This is a genomic window from Scandinavium sp. (assembly GCF_032012665.1).
Taxonomy (GTDB): Bacteria; Pseudomonadota; Gammaproteobacteria; order Enterobacterales; family Enterobacteriaceae; genus Scandinavium.
Map to the genome: position 1 here is coordinate 148,763 of NZ_DALZVG010000002.1, position 19,775 is coordinate 168,537.

General features: G+C 53.0%; 14 protein-coding genes and 1 pseudogene. 9 read left to right on the forward strand and 6 right to left on the reverse strand.

All coding sequences use genetic code 11. The features are described 5' to 3' along the window. Positions 1-289 precede the first annotated feature (289 nt). Positions 290-508: a cold shock domain-containing protein gene (locus RTU33_RS02615; protein ID WP_312625091.1), complete on the reverse strand. Its 219-nt coding sequence runs from the start codon at positions 506-508 to the stop codon at positions 290-292. Between the two features lie 276 nt (positions 509-784). On the opposite strand from RTU33_RS02615, the gene RTU33_RS02620 reads away from it, so the two are divergent. The 3 genes from RTU33_RS02620 (at position 785) to RTU33_RS02630 (ending at position 9,979) form a co-directional block, all read left to right on the forward strand. Continuing rightward, positions 785-997 (forward strand): cold shock domain-containing protein, encoded by a 213-nt coding sequence (locus RTU33_RS02620; RefSeq protein WP_312625093.1) that lies wholly within the window; start codon positions 785-787, stop codon positions 995-997. Between the two features lie 81 nt (positions 998-1,078). Further along, entirely contained in the window at positions 1,079-1,243 is a 165-nt protein-coding gene (locus tag RTU33_RS02625; RefSeq protein WP_312625094.1) for a YnfU family zinc-binding protein, read from the forward strand. Between the two features lie 156 nt (positions 1,244-1,399). Further along, positions 1,400-9,979 carry a GH36-type glycosyl hydrolase domain-containing protein gene (locus RTU33_RS02630; protein WP_312625095.1) on the forward strand — a complete coding sequence of 2,860 codons (8,580 nt, stop codon included), beginning with the start codon at positions 1,400-1,402 and terminating at the stop codon, positions 9,977-9,979. Between the two features lie 19 nt (positions 9,980-9,998). Here the strand turns inward: RTU33_RS02630 and RTU33_RS02635 are convergent, their stop codons facing one another. Beyond that, a complete protein-coding gene (locus tag RTU33_RS02635) occupies positions 9,999-10,232 on the reverse strand; it encodes a hypothetical protein (RefSeq protein WP_312625286.1) in 234 nt (77 codons plus the stop codon). A 153-nt stretch (positions 10,233-10,385) separates the two neighbouring features. On the opposite strand from RTU33_RS02635, the gene RTU33_RS21830 reads away from it, so the two are divergent. The 3 genes and pseudogenes from RTU33_RS21830 to RTU33_RS02645 form a co-directional block, all read left to right on the forward strand. Then, entirely contained in the window at positions 10,386-10,562 is a 177-nt protein-coding gene (locus tag RTU33_RS21830) for a YnfU family zinc-binding protein (RefSeq protein ID WP_409438218.1), read from the forward strand. 558 nt (positions 10,563-11,120) lie between these two features. Continuing rightward, the gene (gene lpxP, locus RTU33_RS02640; protein WP_312625097.1) at positions 11,121-12,029 is read left to right on the forward strand and encodes a kdo(2)-lipid IV(A) palmitoleoyltransferase; all 909 of its coding nucleotides are present in this window, start codon (positions 11,121-11,123) and stop codon (positions 12,027-12,029) included. A 179-nt stretch (positions 12,030-12,208) separates the two neighbouring features. Next, positions 12,209-12,418, forward strand: a pseudogene (locus RTU33_RS02645) (helix-turn-helix domain-containing protein); the annotation flags it as partial. A 44-nt stretch (positions 12,419-12,462) separates the two neighbouring features. On the opposite strand, the gene RTU33_RS02650 reads toward RTU33_RS02645, so the two are convergent. The 3 genes from RTU33_RS02650 to RTU33_RS02660 are packed head-to-tail and all read right to left on the reverse strand — an operon-like array spanning position 12,463 to position 14,166. Then, positions 12,463-12,654 (reverse strand): YpfN family protein, encoded by a 192-nt coding sequence (locus RTU33_RS02650; protein ID WP_312625099.1) that lies wholly within the window; start codon positions 12,652-12,654, stop codon positions 12,463-12,465. Positions 12,655-12,681: 27 nt separating this feature from the next. Beyond that, positions 12,682-13,809 (reverse strand): succinyl-diaminopimelate desuccinylase, encoded by a 1,128-nt coding sequence (gene dapE / locus RTU33_RS02655; RefSeq protein ID WP_312625100.1) that lies wholly within the window; start codon positions 13,807-13,809, stop codon positions 12,682-12,684. Positions 13,810-13,812: 3 nt separating this feature from the next. After that, the gene (locus RTU33_RS02660; protein ID WP_312625102.1) at positions 13,813-14,166 is read right to left on the reverse strand and encodes an ArsC family reductase; all 354 of its coding nucleotides are present in this window, start codon (positions 14,164-14,166) and stop codon (positions 13,813-13,815) included. A gap of 354 nt (positions 14,167-14,520) precedes the next feature. Between RTU33_RS02660 and ypfM the strand changes: the two genes are divergently transcribed. Continuing rightward, on the forward strand, positions 14,521-14,580 hold the full coding sequence (ypfM, locus tag RTU33_RS02665) for a protein YpfM (protein WP_100181659.1): 60 nt from the start codon (positions 14,521-14,523) through the stop codon (positions 14,578-14,580). Positions 14,581-14,678: 98 nt separating this feature from the next. Here the strand turns inward: ypfM and acrD are convergent, their stop codons facing one another. Next, positions 14,679-17,792 carry a multidrug efflux RND transporter permease AcrD gene (acrD, locus tag RTU33_RS02670; RefSeq protein ID WP_312625103.1) on the reverse strand — a complete coding sequence of 1,038 codons (3,114 nt, stop codon included), beginning with the start codon at positions 17,790-17,792 and terminating at the stop codon, positions 14,679-14,681. Positions 17,793-18,009: 217 nt separating this feature from the next. On the opposite strand from acrD, the gene nudK reads away from it, so the two are divergent. After that, complete coding sequence (gene nudK / locus RTU33_RS02675) at positions 18,010-18,585, forward strand: GDP-mannose pyrophosphatase NudK (RefSeq protein WP_312625104.1); 576 nt, start codon at positions 18,010-18,012, stop codon at positions 18,583-18,585. 75 nt (positions 18,586-18,660) lie between these two features. Beyond that, positions 18,661-19,707: a DUF1176 domain-containing protein gene (locus RTU33_RS02680; protein ID WP_312625105.1), complete on the forward strand. Its 1,047-nt coding sequence runs from the start codon at positions 18,661-18,663 to the stop codon at positions 19,705-19,707. Positions 19,708-19,775: the final 68 nt, after the last annotated feature.

Below are 19,775 nucleotides of genomic sequence, written 5' to 3' on the forward strand. Positions count from 1 at the left end.
ATCAGGTATTTCCTTTGAGGTCAATTCCCTGTCAGAAGTTGCGTAAATAACATCATGATCGCCGGTTAAGGAAGGAAAGTCTGTGGACATAATCCGAAGATGTGTTTCCTCACCGTTTTTCAGGCTTTTCATACAGCAGGACTGCACTTCACCACATCGGTCAGCACACTCATACATGCGCAAAAATATGCTGACCTGATATTAAGAATAAACGGATTTTCTCTGGTTTAATTTATGGGGCTGTCTACTCAGGAATAATCCTTCATCGTTGTCGCAGACCCATAAATATTTATTTATCGCAAAGTATTACATTTGTAGCAGCAGGACCTTTGTCACCACCGTGTATTGCGAATTCAACTTTCTGTCCTTCAAATAAAGTTTTGAAGTTGTCGCCGTGAAGCGCAGAAAAATGAACAAAAACATCTTTGCTTCCATCAAGAGGAGAGATGAAACCAAAACCTTTATCTTCGTTAAACCACTTTACCAGGCCTTTAACTCTTGAGGTCATACTGGCTCCTGTCATACATGATTGTATTGATAGTAAACGTATAGTATTAAACGTATGGACTCAAAAGGAGGGGATATCAGCGATAACGCCTGGTAATGAGGACTGCCCGGAAAATGTTTTACGTTCGTTTGTACATCGAACTGATGGGGGTCATTAAGGCACGGGAAGTCATAATAAGCAAATTATATTTTAGCCGTCCGGAGGTCCTGCCAGAAAAATTAAAAGTGGCAAAAAAATTATCCAGCGTGTGGTCTTTGTTTGTTTTAAAAAAGTGACTTGTTGCATAAACTGGCAGGCATTATCAAAAGTTGTGATATTCCCAGTGGTAAATGCCTCATTACCGCTTCAGATGGCCGAAAAGACGTTCTGCTTCACATTTCAGCCGTTAACGCCTGCGGTTCAGAATTACTCATCTCAGGAAGCCGTATTGAATTTTGTCGGATCGATAGTCTCAGGGTGCCTGTGGCTGCAAATATCTCTATTTTCTGAATCTCAGTGCACCAAAATAATTAGATTAAAACTTAACCATATGTGATACGGTGAAGCTCATTCATTGAAAGGTTAATGATTATGTCCATTATCGATTATGCAATGAAACTCTTCAGCGGTGCGTCTACCACTACTGCCGTCTGCCCTGTTTGTGGCCTAAAATCAGCGCAACCGCTATCAAAAATCCGTCGCAATCAGGCCATGCTTTGCCCCGGGTGTAAGGCCCTGTTTATCTCCCGACGCTAGTTCGACCGATAAACCGCAGACAGAGCCCATATTCTATACTTAAGTTAAATTCCAGCAGCTGTTAAATCCCTGATGCCTTACGCCCATCCTGAGAGAACGTTTCTGAACTGATTTCGCAACTGCTCCTGCGTGCTAACGTTGCATCAGAGCAATGCCATGAAAATGAACCCCAGAGCGTGGTTTTACCGCTCCCGTATTCCGATGAATGCCGCTGAAAGCGTAACGTTTTCGGCGAACGATCCTGGCGGTGAAAGCACTCCGCAGTCAGAACTCTTTTCGACCGTCCAGATGGAACGCTATGGTCAGAAGCTGGCGCGGACCCATAAATTATCGCCGAATAAACTCCCTTATTACCTTCTGAAAAGGCTCGGCGACAATGAAGTCCTCATCACGCAAAACTGCTATGAACTTAACACGGCTAAAAAGACGAGTATCATGCCCGCCGGGGAGTGGTTGCTGGACAATTATTATCTGATTGAGGAACAAATCCGCACTGTCCGCCAGCACTTGCCGAAAAGCTTTGGTAAAGGTCTCCCGTCGCTGATGCCGCCGCTGAACTGTCCACGAATTTACAATATTGCCTCAGAGGCCATCGTTCACGGTGATGGCCGCTGGGATATCGCCAGCCTGACCAGCTACCTCACAGCCTATCAACAGGTGACACCGCTGACATTAGGTGAAGTCTGGGCCTTACCTGGGATGCTGCGTCTGGCGCTGATTGAAAATCTTCGTCGTATCAGCCTGGAAGTGATAAAAGCGCAGCGGGACAGAAACCTGGCAGATGCGTGGATAACAAGAATTTTCGAATGCGCAGAGAATGAGCCTGGTGATTTAATCATGGTGGTTGCCGATATGGCTCGCTCCCGTCCTCCGTTAAGCAGTGCGTTTGTCGCAGAACTGGTGCGGCGGCTGCAAGGACACGGAAACGCGCTGTCGTTACCGCTGACCTGGGTTGATCAGTGCCTTCGGGAACAGGGGATCACCACCGACGTTCTCATCCATAGCTTCAATCAACAGCTTGCCGCCAGCCAGCTATCCGTCAGTAACAGCATCGCGGGTTTGCGATTACTGAGTGAAACGGACTGGGCTGATTTTGCCGAAACGATAAGCGTTGTCGAACAAGCATTACGCAATGATCCTGCCGGTATCTATCCCCGGATGCACTTCAATACCCGGGATCATTACCGACACATTGTGGAGATCCTGGCCAGAGACAGCGGTCTCAGCGAGCCTGAGGTTGCTGACAGGGTGCTGGCGCTTTCAGGGAACAGTGCTCCCGATACACCGGAACATCATGTTGGTTATTATCTCGCGGGCGAAGGTCGACAGATGCTGGAAATTCATCTGTTGGCAGACACCTCAAGGCTCATACGCTTGCGGCACAGTTTCAACAGAATAACCCTGCTGTCATGGCTTGGAAGTCTGGCTTTGTTGACCACAGCAACGACCGCGGCAATATTGCACGAAACTGCCATGCAGGGCACAGACTGGCTGTTGATCGCGGTGATATTGCCTCTGATTATCGCTTTAACTCAGTTAATGAGCGACTTACTCAGTGACGCAACCACCCGTTTCCGCGTTCCTCGTCCCTTGCCGGGGATGGATTTTTCAACCGGTATTCCCGCTGACAGTGCCACCCTGTTAGTCATCCCCTGCATGCTGACCAGCCACGAAAGTTTCAGCCAGCTCCTCACCAGTCTTGAAGTCTGCTGGCTGGGGAATGAAAACGAAAATCTCAGGTTCGCGCTGCTCACTGATTTCGCTGATTCTGATAATGAACCCTCGCCGGAAAGCCACGCGCTGCTCAGACAGGCGATCGCCGACACGCAGGCGCTGAATCGCCGCTACTCCTCCAGCTGCCCACGTTTTTATCTGCTACACCGCCAGCCTGAATGGAACCCCGCTGAAGAAAAATGGATGGGCTATGAACGCAAGCGGGGAAAACTGGCGTTGCTGAACAGCTGGTTGCGCCATCCGGGAACACAATTCGTCAGCGTTGCAGACCTACCTCCCCACCTTTTACCGGGTCACATTAAGTACGTCATTACCCTGGACAGCGATACGATGCTGCCACGCGATACGGCACACAAACTGGTCGCGACGATGGCGCATCCGCTGAATACGCCCGAGTATGATCCGGTACGCCAGAGAGTTGTCAAAGGATTTGGTATTTTACAACCCGGTCTTGCGGAGGAGATACCACGCAACGGTCAGGGGCGTTACGCAGCACTGCGCAGCAGCATACCGGGCAATAACCCCTATTCGATGATGTCTTCGGATATCTATCAGGATCTCTTTGGGGAAGGATCGTTCGTGGGCAAAGGGATTTACGATGTTGATATTTTTATGCAGGCCACTGCTAACACCTGCCCGGAAAACTTGGTTCTCAGCCATGATCTCCTCGAAGGATGCTATGCACGTTCGGGTCTGCTGAGTGAAGTGCTACTCTACGAACAATACCCTAATAATTATCTGTCGGATGTTGCACGCCGTTCACGCTGGATCCGCGGTGACTGGCAACTGCTTAACTGGCTGAAACCACGCGTCAGAAAAGCTGATGGAACCCGGGCCAGGAATCCGCTGACCGCGCTTTCTTACTGGAAATTACTTGATAATCTGCGTCGCAGTCTGGTCGCTCCCTCTTTACTGGTATTGCTGTTCTTCACCCTGTCCGGGGCACCCAATCCGGTTTACTGGCTTGGCGTACTGTCGATGATATGGCTGTTGCCAGCCATCCTCTGTATCGCCCATGACCTTCTGCATAAACCTCTGCGCCGCCGCCTGAAGCCGCATCTGTTACTGGTGGGGGAGGGCGCGCTGAAGCGTTTGTCAGGTATCGGCCTTAATTTTGCGATACTGCCGCACGAAGCCGGATATTCGCTGAAGGCGATTGCCGTGACGCTATGGCGACTGGGGATCAGCAGGCGTAACCTCAGCCAGTGGGTCAGTCACGGCCTGGACAGCAATCAGGCCAGACCCACCGTTGCGCGTTTTTATCAGGCGATGTGGCTGAATGTTGCAGGTGGCGTGACGCTGACAATACTGACCGGGCAATGTGCACCACAGCTGCTGGGGATTGCGTTGCCGATCGGTTTGTTATGGTGTGTGGCGCCGCTGCTGATGAGTTGGCTGAGTCGCCAGCCCATGCGTAAGGTGTTTGCGCCAAATCAGGAACAAAAACAGCTGTTACGCCAGACAAGCCGTGAAATCTGGGCATTTTTTGAGACCTTTGCCACAGAAAAAGAGAACTGGCTTCCGCCTGATAACTACCAGGAAACGCCGCAACCGACGGTGGCCCATCGAACTTCCCCTACCAATATTGGCCTTTCCCTTATGGCTAACCTGACGGCATGGGACTTTGGCTACCTGCCCGGCGGAGAAGTGCTCCGGCGCGTGTCGCTCACGCTCGACACGCTGGATAAAATGGAGCACTACCGGGGCCATCTCTACAACTGGTATGACACCCGTACGCTGGCCCCCCTCAGCCCACGCTATATCTCAAGCGTCGACAGCGGCAACATGGCGGGGCATTTGTTGACACTGCGTGCAGGGCTGTCCGCCATGCGTCATCTGCCAGTTTTAAACAGCCAACAGATACTGGCGGGGCTGAACGATACGCTGGATATTCTGGAAAAACAGTGGGGTCAGACCCCACCTGACGGCCTGCTGCAGCTGCGCAAACACTGCCTGAACGCAGCGTTTCTCTCACCGAAGGCATTTTTCAGCGAGCTGAAAAACATGCGAACCCAGTGCAACCACCTGACCACGCAATGTCATCAGGGATCTCCCCTTCAGAAGCGTTGGGCAGGACATCTGGAGCATCAGCTGGTTCAGCTTTGCCATGAGTGGTCACTGCTGCTTGGCTGGTTACCTTCATCCTGGAACGAACAGACGCTGCCGACGCTGAGTGAGCTTGCCTGTGCGACATTTACGGGTAAAGGAACACCTACGGCGTCAGCGACGGAACAGGCCCGGATGCGACTCAATATAATCGCCGAGCTTGAACAGCGGCTGGATGAGCATGCCCGGATGGATTTCGTCTTTCTGTACAGCGAAGCAACCAGTCTGCTCAGCGTCGGTTATAACTGTGACACAAATATGCCTGACAAGAGCCACTACGATCTCCTGCCGTCTGAAATCCGCCTGACCAGTTTTCTTGCCATTGCGACTAACCAACTGCCTCTTAAAAGCTGGTACGCGCTGGGTCGACTGTTTACTACGATTGATAATGAAACTGCCCTGATGTCATGGAGCGGGTCTATGTTTGAATACCTGATGCCAAATCTGGTGATGCCTACCTGGCCCGGCAGCCTGCTCGATGAAATGAGTCAGTCGGCGGTCAGGCGCCAGATTCACTGGGGGAAAGAGCGCGGGGTACCATGGGGCGTTTCAGAGTCTGGCTATCATGCTTTTGATGTTCAGCATAATTATCAGTATCAGGCATTTGGCGTACCGGGTCTTGGTCTGCGCAGGGGGCTTGCCGATGACATGGTTGTCGCACCTTACGCCACACTGCTGGCGCTGATGGTTTCTCCACAGAGAGCCTGTGAGAACCTGTTCAGGCTGCAAAAAAATGGCGCACACGGCGAATACGGCTTTTATGAAGCGCTGGACTATACCCCTTCACGCCTCGCAACCGGTCAGCTCTATGCGGTGGTACAGTCCTGGATGGCGCATCACCAGGGTATGGCATTTCAGGCACTGGCTCATGTGCTGCTTGATGCCCCCATGACTGAACGATTCATGTCCAGTACGGTCTTCCGGTCAGCGAGCCTGCTGTTACAGGAGCGCGTGCCGGATGCGGTCGATCTGTACAGTCCCCGCCGTCATTTTGAATCTCATGAGGGCAGGGTCAAACCCGTTCGCTATGAACCCCGAATTTTTAATGGGGTGGAGACACCAGCCCCGGATATTCAACTGCTGTCCAACAGCCATTATCATCTGATGTTGACAGCGGGCGGCGGCGGCTACAGTCGCTGGAATAATATTGCTCTTACGCGCTGGCGCAGTGATACCACCTGCGATAACTGGGGAGCATTCTGCTATATCCGCGATATACAGACGGGGAATGTGTGGAGTAATACCTGGCAGCCGACTGGCTATACCAGCGGACACGACGAGGAAGTAATATTCACCGATGCGAGTGCTGAATTCAGACGCACCTTCGGGGGACTCAGCGTCAAAACTCAGATTGTGATCTCCCCGGAGGATGATATTGAGCTGCGACGACTCACACTGATTCATCGTGGTCGCCAGCCCCGCTCCCTGGAACTGACAACCTATGCCGAAGTGGTACTGGCACCTGAAGCCAGCGATCTTGCACACCCGGCATTCAGCAATCTGTTTATTCAGACCGAGCTGGATCCTGAGCGTGACGCTATTCTTTGCCGCCGGCGCCCGCGCTCCCCGGATGAACCGAGCCCTTGCCTGTTTCACATGATGGTGGTGCATGGCGATAACCGACATAACGTCTCATTTGAAACAGACAGGGCAAAATTTCTTGGCCGTGGCAGAAACCCTGCTGATGCCCTGGCAATAGAGGCGGGAGGGGCGCTCAGCAACACGTCGGGGTCCGTGCTGGATCCGATACTGGCAATACGCCACGCCCTCATTCTGCAGCCGGGGCAGCCGGTCACGATTGATATCATTTATGGTGTCAGCGAGACCCGACAGCAGAGCCTGGCGCTGCTGGAAAAATATCGCGATTACCCTATCGCCGATCGCGTCTCTGAACTGGCCTGGTCTCACAGTCTGGTGGTATTACGCCAGATGAACGCCAGTGAAGATGATGCCACTTTATTTAACCGTCTCGCCAGCGCTGTGCTTTACCCTGTCCAGGAGCTACGCGCCGAAGGCCAGGCGATCGGCCGCAATCGGCGTGGTCAGTCCGGTCTGTGGGGGTGGGCAATTTCAGGCGATCTGCCGATAGTGTTGCTCGGTATTACCAGCGAGGAAGGTATCACCTCCGTTACTACACTGATTCAGGCACACCGTTACTGGAGACAGAAAGGACTGAATGTTGATTTGGTTATCCTGAATAACAGCCCCGGCGGCTACCAGCAGGAATTACAAAATAAGATTATGGATTTAATTTATGCCGGGTCTGAAGCCAGTCTGCTGGATAAAACGGGCGGTATTTTTGTCCGTAATGGTGAGCATCTCTCCGCTGAGGATAAGTTGCTTTTGATGAGCGTGGCTTGTCTTTATCTTGATGACCGCACAGGGAGTATTAATGAGCAGCTTAACCAGCGTACTCATACCCTGAAACCTCCGGCCAGGGCATTCATTCCGCGTGCTGTGCGGGAACGTAATCAACATACGGACTGGAGCCCTGATATCAGTCAGTTATGCCACTTCAATGGGTACGGTGGATTTTCTCAGGATGGTCGGGAGTATCAGATTGTCCTCCGTGAAAATGCGCAGACACCGGCTCCGTGGTCAAACGTACTGGCAAACTCCCGTTGTGGCAGTGTGATTTCAGAGGCGGGGCAGGCCTACTCCTGGTATGAGAATGCGCATGAGTACCGGTTGACGCCGTGGGAGAACGATCCGGTGAGCGATCGCAGCGGCGAGGCGTTTTATCTGCGCGATGAAGAGAGCGGTGAGTATTGGTCACCGACGGCTTTGCCCGTTCGCGGACACGGTGATTACCTGACCCGTCATGGTTTTGGTTACAGCGTTTTTGCCCATCGTGAGAGTGGTATAGACAGCGAGCTGACGGTCCTGGTTGCCGAAGAGGCGCCGGTTAAACTGGTGCTCCTGACGCTCAGTAACTCTTCGGGACGGACACGTAAACTCTCCGTCACAGGCTATGTGGAGTGGACGCTCGGAGGATCACGAACTCGCTCAGCCCCTCACATTGTGACACATGCGACCAGAGCGCCTGGGGGTTGCGGGGTGCTGGCGAACAACTTTTATGGCGATAACGGTGGTGACCGTACTGCATTTTTTGCCGTCAGCGGTAATGACTGTTCACTGACAGGGGACCGCCGGGAGTTTATCGGCCGTAATGGTTCCCTGCATGCCCCGTCGGCCATGAAACTGCGCAGGCTTTCAGGTAAGACGGGCGCGGGTCTGGATCCCTGCGGGGCAGTACAATCGGCGGTGACATTAATTGATGGCGATCAGAGAACGTTTATTTTCATCCTCGGCGCAGAGGAGAATCATGCCCGTGCCCAGGAGACGCTTGCACGCTATATGAATGAGGAGACAGTTCGCCAGGAGCTGAACCGGGTTCATAACCATTGGCACAATGTGCTCGATAAAATCGTGGTTAACACTCCCGATACTTCCGTAAATTTACTGGTTAATGGCTGGCTGTTGTATCAGACAGTCGCCTCTCGCCTGTTGGCCCGCAGTGGTTACTATCAGTCTGGCGGTGCATTTGGTTTTCGCGATCAGCTGCAGGACACGCTGGCACTGAGTCATGCCGATCCGAACAGGATGCGTGAACAGATAATACTGTGCGCATCACGGCAATTTATTGAGGGTGATGTGCAGCACTGGTGGCACCCGCCACATGGCAACGGTGTGCGTACCCGCTGCTCTGATGACTACCTGTGGCTTCCGCTTGCCGTTTGCCACTATGTGGACACGACGGGAGATAAAGATGTCCTGGAAATGCGCATCCCTTATCTGGAGGGGCGTCTGCTTCAGCCTGGTGAAGAGTCTGTCTATGACACGCCGGTTATCAGCGGCACCGAAGAGACACTCTGGTTACACTGCGTCAGAGCGATTAAACATGGATTGCGGTTCGGAGAGCATGGTCTGCCGTTGATGGGTGCCGGTGACTGGAATGACGGGATGAACAGGGTGGGTATCGAAGGCAAAGGTGAGAGCGTCTGGCTGGGCTTCTTCCTGTACGACATTCTACAGCGGTTTGCGGCGCTGGCGGAGAGCAGGCAGGATGACAGTGTCGCTTCAATGTGTCGTTCGCAGTCCCTGCGCCTGCAAAACAATCTCGAAACCCACGCCTGGGATGGTGAATGGTACCGGCGCGGCTATTTTGACGATGGTACTCCCCTGGGGTCGAAAGCCTCACCGGACTGCCGGATTGATGCGATTGCGCAGAGCTGGTCTGTATTGTCCGGCTCCGCAAGTCCGGAACGGTGCGCAAAGGCCATGCAGGCGCTGGATAAGCATCTTGTGGATAACGAGGGGGGGCTGATAAAACTGTTAACGCCGCCTTTCGATGGTCACGGTCCAAATCCGGGCTACATTCAAGGGTATCTGCCCGGTGTGCGGGAAAACGGGGGGCAGTATACACATGGTGCCATCTGGGCAGTGATGGCATTTGCCCGAATGGGGAATGCCGAACGTGCCTGGCAACTCTGGTCAATGCTCAACCCGATAAATCATACCCTGAATGAAGACTCCGTCGGGATTTATAAAGCAGAGCCTTATGTTATGAGTGCTGATGTCTACAGCGTCGCTCCCCATATCGGACGAGCAGGATGGAGCTGGTATACCGGTTCAGCAGGCTGGGCTTATCGCCTGCTTACCGAAGAGTTACTGGGGATAAAACGCTCCGGTGCTGCCTTTACTGTCCATGCCCGGTTGCCGGATGCGTGGCCATCTTTTTCTATGACATATCAATATGGCGAAAGCTATTATCAGATGACTGTTTCACGCGGCGGCGAATATCGGGTTACATTGGATGGCGTCCTCTTGCCTGATGACAGAATCCCGCTGCGGGATGATGGACAAAACCATACGGTTGAGATCGTTCAGAACTGACGCTGGCTGCAAAAGCGCATTAACGTCTGCCGTTAATGCGCTGATTATCTCTGAGAACATCGATCGCAGTCTGCATGGCGATTTTGTCATCCCGCCTTTTTTGCTTCTTCTGCATTACCTGAAGATACTCAAGTAAGGTTCGGGTATTAATTGGTCGACCCTGTTTACCCACAGTCAGTACGGCTTCACCAAGGATAATTTTCACCGGTGGCAACTGTGCCGGGTACCAGTCAAGGGTGTCTTCTGATTTCATCATAAATTTCTCATGGAAGGGTATTGTATCATAAATCAGACATTTATTTTCTAATGTCTGATGTTTTGATTCAGACATAAATCATCATAACTTAATGCAGTTATTTTTATATTAAAGCGTATGATAATTATTATATTCCCCCGAGAATTATTTATGTCTTATACAGAAGGGCTCAGACACTTTAAAGAAAGACCGGTTCATGTTGCTTGCCCGGTATGTGCGCACAGGGCCGATCAGAAAGCAGGTAAACTACGAAAAGATGCGACTCTGGAATGCCCCGCCTGCGGGCTGTTGTTCAGGCCATCAGAATGCTGGTGTATCGGCGGCTGATCGGCTCTCGCGGCTTAACGTGAGCGGTACCGGGAATGACAACATTTCTCTTGTATTACAGTTGCAGAGGGCATGATGATGAAATCTAAAAAATCTGTTTTTATTGTAGGAGAAATCCTTTCGAACAGCCTTCATGGACAGGCTGGTCAATCTTACTGTATTCACAGGGTTAGATTTAACAATGGAAAATACGCAGTTGTTCGGGAAGCATCAGGGATGTGTTTCAAGCCTGGCGAATGTATTCAACGAAACGATTGTCAATGGTTTTATAATTTCACCCAAATTCGTCTTCTCTCATTTGAGTATCTTGATGATAATGAATCCAGAAGGCAATTTATTGAATATCAATGACAATTCCGTGAATTTTAGGTTGAATAACATTGATGGTTGACAATTTTTGCCTGGCTTCCCATATTTTTTACCATTAATTACCTGATTATTTATTTTTTTCTGAATTTAGACATACTTAAACTGTCTAACACGATGTGTATCGCTAAAGACGAATTCTCTCATTCTTTTCCTTATGCGTTACAACTTTCATTAGCATTCAGGAAATTTATGTCACATCTCTTTACTCATAATTTACTCCATCCCCGCTACTGGCTTACCTGGACTGGTTTGGGTCTGCTGTGGCTTATCGTTCAACTTCCTTATCCGGTTTTACATATTCTGGGCTCTGGTCTTGGAAAAATGTCCAGACCTTTTCTGAAACGTCGGGAAGGTATTGCGATTAGAAATATCGAACTCTGTTTTCCTGAGATGACCCCGTTTGCCCGAAGTCAGATGATCAATAAAAACTTTGTTTCTCTCGGGCTGGGACTGATGGAAACTGGCATGGCCTGGTTCTGGAGCGATGCGAGAGTCAAAAAATGGTTTGATGTCGAAGGGATTGAAAACCTGACCGGCGCAACCAGAGGGGTAATGGTTGTCGGGATTCATTTCATGTCTCTTGAATTGTGCGGAAGAGTCATGGGGTTATGTCACCCTATGATGGCAACGTATCGTCCACACAATAATCCATTGATGGAATGGGTTCAGACGAAAGGGCGTATGCGTTCAAATAAAGCGATGATTAATCGACGTAATTTGTCTGGTTTTGTTCATGCGCTCAAGGCCGGTGAAGCTGTGTGGTTTGCACCGGATCAGGATTATGGGGCAAAGGGGAGCATTTTCGTACCTTTTTTCTCGGTAAAAAAAGCAGCCACGACGAATGGAACGTATGCACTGTCAAAACTCGCTGGTGCACATTTGATCACACTGAGTATGATTCGACGGAGCGATAAAAAAGGTTATCACATGTATATCAGTCATCCGTTGCCGGACTATCCTGAGGAGGACGGGGTCGCCGCAGCTGCTTATATGAATAAAATCATTGAGCGTGAAATTCTCCGTGCCCCTGAGCAGTATCTCTGGATGCATCGCAGGTTTAAAACACGTCCGGAAGGAGAAATCTCTTTATACAAATGAATCATCCTGCTTGTCATGAGTCAGAATCTATCTTTCTTGCCACTGAATGTATTTGTTAAGAATGAAATGGGTCGTTATTCAGTCTGCTCCATGTTAATAACGGCAGAACTGACAGCCATGGTTCATCAACGGAGCCTATTCGGATTTGAAGGTCCGCTTTTCGCTCTCAACGGACTCATACAAAGCTGAGAAATGCCGTCCGAAGGCGGCATTTGCACGTTATCAAGCTTCTTTTTCTTGACGGTTGGCCGTTAAGTCAGGTTGCACAGCACCTTGATTTTGTCAGCGACAGTGCCTTTATCGTTTTTTTCCGTCATTATACGGGGACAACACCGACTCGCTATCTGCGTCATTCAGGCGCTGAAAATCAGGCCTTATCTTCTGTTTAACCGCTAAACAAAAAAGCGCCCGCAGGCGCTTTTCTTTTAAACTATTAAGGCTTCTTCTTCGGCCAGTCGTCGTCATCGTCCCATTTGTCGTTGAAGTCACGATGTGGGGGAAGCTCAGGCTTGTTTGCCATAAACTTCTTCGGATCGACGCGCTTGAGATCTTTGATCACGTTAATCATCACGCCTGCCAGAAACACCAGCACCAGAATCCACCAATATTTTGCCAGCCAGTCCATGCCTGTTACCTCTCAAAGTCATGCCGCCTACGCGACCAGTTGTTCCATAATCCGCTGATACATCCGGGCCAGAAGCTGCAGGTCGGCGGCGTTCACGCATTCGTTGATTTTATGAATGGTGGCGTTCACCGGCCCAAGCTCTACCACCTGCGCCCCCATCTGTGCGATAAAGCGCCCGTCGGAGGTGCCGCCCGTGGTCAGCAGCTGCGGTTTAATTTCATTATAGTGCTCAATGGCATTCACCACCGCATCCACCAGCTTACCGCGGGACGTCAGGAACGGCTGGCCGGACACCCACCAGTCAACGCTGTAGCGCAGCTCGTGTTTATCCAGCAGGGCGATCACCTTCTGTTTAATCATTTCGTCGGTCAGTTCGGTGCTGAAGCGGAAATTGAACTGTACGAACAGCTCGCCCGGAATGACGTTGTTGCTGCCGGTGCCTGCTTTGATGTTGGCAATCTGCATGCTGGTCTGCGGGAAGAATTCGTTGCCTTTATCCCACTCCGTCGCCACCAGCTCGGTGAGCATCGGGGCTGCGCGGTGCACTGGGTTATCGGCCAGATGCGGATAAGCCACGTGGCCTTGCACGCCGTGAATGGTCAGATTGCAAGTCATGGAGCCGCGACGACCGTTTTTCACCACGTCGCCCACCACTTCAGTGCTTGATGGTTCACCTACCAGGCAGTAATCCAGACGCTCGTTGCGCGCCATCAGCGCTTCCACGACTTTCACGGTGCCGTGGGTGGCGCTGGCTTCTTCATCGGAGGTGATAAGAAATGCCAGACGGCCTTTGTGGTTCGGATGCTGTGCGACGAAGCGTTCTGCCGCAACCACCATCGCTGCCAGAGAACCTTTCATGTCTGCGGCACCGCGCCCGAACAGCATGCCGTCGCGAATGGTGGGTTCAAACGGTGGATTGATCCAGCGATCGGCATCGCCGGTTGGCACCACGTCGGTATGTCCGGCAAAGGCGAGCGTTTCCCCTTTGCCGCGCCAGGCCCAGAAGTTTTGGGTATCGCCAAAGTCCATGGCTTCCACGGTAAAACCAATTGCGCGCAGGCGCTCAACCATCAGCGCCTGGCAGCCCGCGTCGTCGGGGCTAAGGGAAGGGCGGCGAATAAGCTGCTGAGCCAGCTCAATGACCGGGCATGACATACACTACACCTCGTTAAACGTCTGGTAACTGGAATCACTAAAGCCCAGCAGCATAGGCTGACCGGGCGCGCAGAGCAATGGGCGTTTGATGATTGCCGGCATTTCGATCATCAGCGCGGCGGCGGCATCGGCGTTGGTAATGGTGGAACGAAGCGATTCATCCAGCTTGCGCCAGGTGGTGCCGCGCGTATTGAGCAGCGCTTCCCAGCCCAGCTCAGCGATAAAAGTGTCTAACAATGCACGATCGAGACCGTCTGCCCGGTAGTCATGAAAGCGATACTCCACATGATGGTTATCCAGCCAGCGGCGGGCTTTTTTAATGGTGTCGCAGTTTTTAATCCCATACATCGTAATCATGGTTAATCCTTTTGCAGTAAAGCAGGTGAATAGCTCAGATTTTTAGAATAAGCGAAAAGCCTGCCTGAATCATACGCGAAATAGGCCTCAGACCCTACCACGGTCGTCTGAAAATAGCGCGAAAATAAGATGAATGAATTTTCGGTAATAGTGCATAACGAGGTGAAATCATGCGGAAGTTGTACTGTTTCTGAATATTGCTGTGCGTCACATTAAATTAACATAAATTCGCTCATAGTTAGCACATGCCCGGTCTGTAAGGGCTGAGAGGCAGTTATCGCAGCGATGGAGCAAACCGTCTTCACACCACCAGGCTATTTTCGTACACTACCCATAATAATAAGAGAGGCTGTTATGATCGAACATGAACTGGGAAACTGGAAAGACTTTATCGAAGGGATGCTTCGTAAATAATTCCAAATAAGAGCAAATGCGCTAACTGTTTTCGAGGTGTACCGGCAGGAGCGACAAAAAAGGCGACCAGCAAAGTCGCCTTTTTTAATGCCTGCTTTTTATTCCGGCTTCGGCTTCAGCGGGAAGCGACGACGCACCAGCACGAAGAACAGCGGTACGAAGAAAATGGCCAGTACGGTCGCAGAAATCATCCCGCCCATTACCCCGGTGCCGACGGCATGCTGGCTGCCGGAGCCCGCGCCGGTGCTGGTCGCCATCGGCAGCACGCCGAAGATAAAGGCCAGCGAGGTCATCAGGATTGGGCGTAGACGCTGGCGGCAGGCGTGCAGCGTGGCCTTCAGCAGATCCTCACCCTTCTCATTCATTTCGTTCGCGAATTCAACAATCAGAATGGCGTTCTTCGCCGACAGCCCGATAACCGTCAGCAGACCGACCTGGAAGTAGACGTCGTTTTCCAGCCCGCGCATCCAGGTGGCGAGCAGCGCGCCGATCACCCCAAGCGGCACCACCAGCATGACCGAGAACGGCACTGACCAGCTCTCATACAGCGCTGCCAGGCAAAGGAATACTACCAGCAGCGAAATGGCGTACAGGGCAGGGGCCTGCGCGCCGGAGAGGCGTTCCTGGTATGACATTGCCGTCCACTCCAGACCAAAGCCTGTCGGCAGCTGACTGACCAGCTGTTCCATCACCTGCATTGCGGTCCCGGTACTGACGCCCGGTGCGGCTTCACCGATAATCTCCAGCGCGGAATAGCCGTTGTAACGTTCCAGACGCGGCGAACCGGTTTCCCAGCGTGAGGTGGCAAATGCAGAGAAAGGAACCATTTCGCCTTTGTTATTACGCACGTACCAGAAGTTGATGTCGTCCGGCAGCATGCGGTATGGCGCGGCGGACTGCACGTAAACCTTCTTGGTACGGCCCCGGTCCATAAAGTCGTTGACGTAGTCTGAGCCCCATGCGGTCTGCATGGTGTCGTTGATGTCATCGATAGCGATGCCGAGCGCCTGTGCTTTGCGCTGGTCGATATCAATCTGCAGCTGCGGGCTGTCGTCGAGGCCGTTGTGGCGCACGCGGGTCAGCTCAGGATCGCTGGCTGCCAGATCGAGCAGCTTATCACGGGCGGCCATCAGGGCCGTGTGGCCCAGCCCGGCGTGATCCTGCAACTCCATGTCGAAGCCTGCTGAACTGCCGAGGCCGCTAATCGCGGGTGGGTTGTTGGCGAACACGCGCGCTTCGTTGATCTTATTAAAGGCTTTAGTGGCTCGTTCAATAATGGCAAACGAGGAGCCTGTTTTGGCGTCGCGGTCGTCCCAGTCCTTCAGGCGAATAAACATACGCGCCACGTTCTGGCCGTTGCCTCCGGGGCCGGAGCCGATGGTGGCAAAGATAGAGGCAACGTTAGCCTTCTCGTTTTTAAAGAAGTAGTCCTCGACCTTCTCCACAACCTTCAGCGTCTGCTGCTGCGTGGAGCCGCTCGGCAGCTGAATAGAGGTCAGGAACATGCCGCGGTCTTCCTGCGGCAGGAAAGAGGTCGGCAGCCTGAGGAACAGGAACACCATCCCGCCCAGCAGCAGGACGTAAATCAGCATCCAGCGCATGCTGCGGTGGAGGATTTTGCCGACGCGGGTTTCGTAGCGCTCGGCGTTGCGGTTGAACATGCGGTTAAACCAGCCGAAGAAGCCTTTTTGCCCGTGCTGTTCACCCTTGTGCAGAGGCTTAAGCAGCGTGGCGCACAGCGCGGGCGTCAGGATCAGCGCCACCAGCACCGACAGCACCATCGCCGACACGATAGTCACCGAGAACTGGCGGTAAATCGCGCCGGTGGTGCCGCCGAAAAAGGCCATCGGGATAAATACCGCTGACAGCACCATCGCGATGCCGACCAGCGCACCCTGAATCTGACCCATCGATTTTCGCGTCGCTTCACGCGGCGAGAGCCCTTCTTCGCTCATGATGCGTTCGACGTTCTCCACCACCACGATGGCGTCATCCACCAGCAGGCCGATGGCTAATACCATCGCGAACATCGTCAGGGTGTTTATCGAATAGCCAAAGGAGAAGAGGATGGCGAAAGTGCCCATCAGCACCACCGGCACGGCGATGGTCGGGATAAGCGTGGCGCGGAAGTTTTGCAGGAACAGGTACATCACGAGGAACACCAGCGCGATGGCCTCCAGCAGCGTTTTCACCACGTCGTGAATCGATGCCTTAACGAACGACGTGGTCTCATACGCTATTTTGTATTCCAGCCCGTGCGGGAAATAGTGCGAGAGTTCGTCGAGACGCGCCAGCGTCGCCTCTGCGGTCTGCATTTCGTTAGCGCCGGAGGCGAGCTGAACCCCTAGCCCCGAAGCCGGATTGCGGTTATAGCGGCTGAGGTAATCGTAGTTTTCCGCGCCGAGTTCAACGGTGGCAACGTCGCCGAGTGTGACAACGGAACCGTCCTGATTAACGCGTAATGTGATATCGCGGAACTGCTGCGGCGTCTGCAGCAGGGATTGCGCATTTACCGTGGCGTTCAGCGCCTGTTTGTTCACCTGCGGCGTACCGCCCAGCTGGCCGACGGCGACCTGGGCGTTCTGTGAGCTGACTGCGTCGGTAACATCCTGGGTAGTCAATTGATAGCTGTTGAGCTTCGCCGGGTCCAGCCAGATACGCATTGAATACTGAGAACCGTAGGCGGTGATGTTGCCCACGCCGTTGACGCGGCTCAGCGGCTCCTGGACGTTACTGGCGACGTAGTCAGCGATGTCCTGCTTATCCATACTGCCGTCCGTGGACACGAACGCGATGGTCAGGATGTTGGTATCGCCGGTTTTACGTACCGTCACGCCCTGATCCTGCACGGCCTGCGGCAGTTTTTTCAGCGCGGACTGTAGCTGGTTTTGCACCTGCTGCATCGCTTCGTTCGGATCGGTTCCGGCGGTAAAGGTGATGGTGACAGTAGCCTGCCCGGCAGAACTACTCTGGGAGGACATGTACATCATGTTGTCGAGCCCGGTCATGTTCTGCTCGATAACCTGGGTGACCGTATTTTCCAGCGTTTGTGCGGAAGCCCCTGGATAGTTAGCGATGATGCGCACGTTTGGCGGCGCTAAATCAGGATATTGCTCAACGGGAAGCGACAAAATTGCCAGCGTGCCGGTCAGGCACAACAGAATGGCCAGCACCCAGGCAAAAATGGGGCGATCGATAAAGAAATTCGCCATCAGAATCAGGACCTCATTACGCGTATTTTTTTGTTATGACAGGCTTTGCACACTGTAGCGGCAAGGCCTGGGCGAAACGTGGAGAAATTAAGGAGATAGTGTAAATTATCATGCCGCTTTTCGCCCAAAGCATACATAAGTCAAGATAAACGTCCGTAAGGACAAAATGTGACGTAGCGCGTAGACTGAGACGCTTATTTGACGCTGAGGAGCCAGCATGGCGTTTCACATCGACATCATCAAAGACAAAATCCTGTCGGACAATTACTTCGTTCTTCGCAACATCACCTACGACTTAACGCGCAAGGATGGCGAAGTGGTGCGCCATAAGCGCGAAGTCTACGATCGCGGCAACGGCGCGACGATCCTGCTCTATCATCCGCAAAAGAAAACCGTGGTGCTGGTGCGTCAGTTCCGCGTGGCGACGTGGGTTAATGGCAACGCCGATGGCAGGCTGATTGAAACCTGCGCCGGCCTGCTCGATGACGACGAGCCGGAAGCGTGCATTCGCAAAGAAGCCGTTGAGGAAACCGGTTATAAGGTGAAGGACGTGCGCAAAGTGTTTGAACTGTATATGTCGCCGGGCGGCGTGACGGAGCTGGTGCACTTCTTTATCGCTGAATATGACGACTCACAGCGGGCCAACGCAGGTGGCGGCGTGGAAGATGAAGATATTGACGTACTGGAACTGCCGTTTAGCCAGGCGCTGGCGCTGGTGAAAAGCGGCGAAATCCGCGACGGCAAAGCCGTCATCCTTCTGCAATATCTGCACAACGCCGGTTTAATGGACTAATCCGATTGAGTAAAAGATGGCCGCCAGCGAGGATACGAGCCAGTTTGGGGCGTTTTTTTCTTCTGGGGTCATCTCGTGCTTTACCGTCTGTTTTTCCTTTGCTGGCTTCTCGGGTTGCCGTTGACGCAGGCCTGGAGTGCGCCTGTGCAACAGGAATTCAGCGACTGGCAGGTTACCTGCAATAACCAGAACTTCTGTACGACGCGAAACACCGGCTTACATCACGGGCTGGTGATGACCCTGACCCGCAGCGCAGGGGCGCACAACGACTCCACGTTGCGTATCGAACTGGGTGGCCCGCAAAATGTGCTGCCCAAAATCCCGCCCATTGCTCCCCGCTTGCTGCTGGATGCGTCACCACTGAAGCTCACCGGCGATCGCTGGCAGATTACGCCGTGGCACCTCAGTACTCATGATACGCAGACCATCAACGTCTTCCTGCAGCATATTCAGGAAGGACAGGCGCTGACGCTGGTGCAGGGCACGCAGCAAATTTCCCTGCAGGGGCTGAAAGCGGCGCTGCTGTTTATCGACGACAGGCAAAAACGCGTCGGAAGCGAAACGGCGTGGATTGGAAAGGGTGATGAGCCCCCGCTGAGCGTGCCGCCCGCGCCCGCGCTGAAATCCGTGGCGAAAGTTAACCCGACGCCTGTGCCGTTCAGCCACGACGAATTTAACGATCTACTGGATTATGGCAGTCTGCGCATGAGCAGCAGTCAGTGCTCGCTCGACCCGCTTCGGCGCGAAGTGTGGGTTACACCGCTTACCGATGAAAAAGCGCTGCTGATGATGAGCTGTGAATCCGGGGCGTATAACACTATTTATCGCGCATGGCTGGTATCACGGCACAAGCCGTTTGTGGCGCAGGCCGTGCGCCTGCGTCTGCCGTTTCAGCCGCCGGACAGCGAAGAAAGGGAGATTGAACTGGTCAATCTCACCTTCAACGACAAAACCCGGGAGCTGATCACGCTGGAGAAGGGACGCGGCCAGGGCGACTGCGGTGTGCAAACGCGCTGGCGCTATGATGGCCAGCGTTTTCGTCTGGTGCGCTACGCCGGGCAACCGGCCTGCGACAGCTGGCAGGGGCCGGATGCCTGGCCGACGCTGTGGATCACTCGCTGATTGCCCGATGCGCTTCGCTTATCGTGCCTGCAAGGGCTGGTGCTTTGTAGGCCGGATAAGGCAAAGCC